This is a genomic window from Streptomyces sp. MnatMP-M17, from assembly GCF_900091995.1.
Lineage (GTDB): Bacteria > Actinomycetota > Actinomycetes > Streptomycetales > Streptomycetaceae > Streptomyces.
The window spans coordinates 1-1,444 of record NZ_FMDK01000957.1 but is presented as its reverse complement, the minus strand read 5'-3'; the positions used below and the strand labels follow the sequence as shown (position 1 = coordinate 1,444).

Genomic DNA, 1,444 nt, shown 5'->3' with positions numbered 1-1,444 from the left:
TGTGACTTCCGGGTACGGATCCCGATGCCGGGCGGCGCCGAGTCGCTGAACGCGGGGGTCGCGGCCGGAGTGGTGCTGTACGAGGCGGCACGCCACCGGGCATGAGGCCGTTCTCCGGAATCACGCCAGCTTCCGTGTGAAGCTCGCATCGCCTGGCCCTGGGCGCGGCGCGGCAGACACCGCGCGCATTCTGGACAACGGCCGGTTACCTACCGGCCGTTGTCTCGTTTCTGGCTGCTCCAGTTTTTCTTTCGCTGCGACGCTGTGACGTCGACGAATGGGGGGCAAGTGGCTACCGAGTGCCCGGGATGCAGGTCGGCGGGTCTGGCTCACGATCTGCCGGCGTTCTGGCAGTCGCTGTCGCAGGATGCCGAGTTGAAGGCGAGGCTCGCGCCGCCACCGAATCCGGATCTTCGGCCGTCCCGCACCCGCTGCGGGCAGGGGCGCGCGGGCCGGCTGGGAGTGCGCCCTGTTCCGGGTGGCCGTCGGGCTCGTAACGTGCTGGTGGGAGGCGGCGATGAAGGTGCGGGCCCGGGTGACCGGTCTGATGGCGCGGTGGGGCCGGGGGCACGTCGCCGCGCCCGCACTGCCTGCTCCACAACCTCCGGTTCCTCCCACGCCGAGCGTCAGTTCCCGGCCCGGCCCCGGCGCCGCCGAGGACGGTCCGCCCGTTCGAGGTGGTCAAGGGGCCACGGCCGCCGGGTCCCTGCGACCGCCGCATCCGGCCCGGGCGGTCCCGGTCCCGGTGGTGCCGACCCAGCAGTGGCAGGCCCGCCGAGACCCGGAGCTGGTGTACGCGCGAATGTCCCACGCTGAGCGGTCCCGGCTGCTCCAGCGGCACCCCGACTGCGAGCTGTGCCGACGCCGCCCATCGGCGGCCGTCGACCACGACGTGGCCACGGGCCGGGTCCGCGGCGCGGTGTGCCGCAGCTGCAACAGCTGGCTGGGGTCGATGGAGGCGGCGCTGCGCGTGCCCGGCCGGATGATGCAGAACCAGGCGGCGTATCTGCACTGGCGGGTCGAGGCCGGAGGCGTGGCGGCGCTGGCCTGGTACCTGGGGGAGCTGTCCTATCTGGGCATGACCGACGAGGAGTACGCGGACGGCCTGCGGCGGCTGCGCCGGCTCCTGCCGACCATGTACGTGTACTGGACCGAGCACCAGGCCGAGGCGGTCGTGGCTTTCCATGCCAGGCAGTGGACGAAGATCGGTCCCCTGGTGGACATGGAGGAGGCGGAGCGCCACTTCTGTCTGCGTCAGGACGCCGTGCCCCGGCAAATCGTCCTGATGACCTTCGAGCCCGACGACGGAGTGAACAGCCCCTGCCCGCGCGGTCTGGCCAGGCATTTCACCGGCGACGCTCGCGCCGTGTACGGGCGGAAGATCTGATCTCGCGAGCCGCTCCGCCGCGCTCGCGCTCCGCCGTGCCCGGCCCGTCGCCCCCCG

The 1,444-nt window shown here is 72.4% G+C and carries 2 protein-coding genes; both read left to right on the top strand.

All coding sequences use genetic code 11. From position 1 onward, the window contains the following. Nucleotides 1-105 (top strand): TrmH family RNA methyltransferase (locus tag GA0115259_RS34100; RefSeq protein ID WP_345941061.1); only part of this gene is annotated, 105 nt, incomplete at its 5' end. Nucleotides 106-748: 643 nt separating this feature from the next. After that, nucleotides 749-1,387 carry an endonuclease domain-containing protein gene (locus tag GA0115259_RS34095; protein ID WP_161230544.1) on the top strand — a complete coding sequence of 213 codons (639 nt, stop codon included), beginning with the start codon at nt 749-751 and terminating at the stop codon, nt 1,385-1,387. The last annotated feature ends 57 nt before the right edge of the window (nt 1,388-1,444 follow it).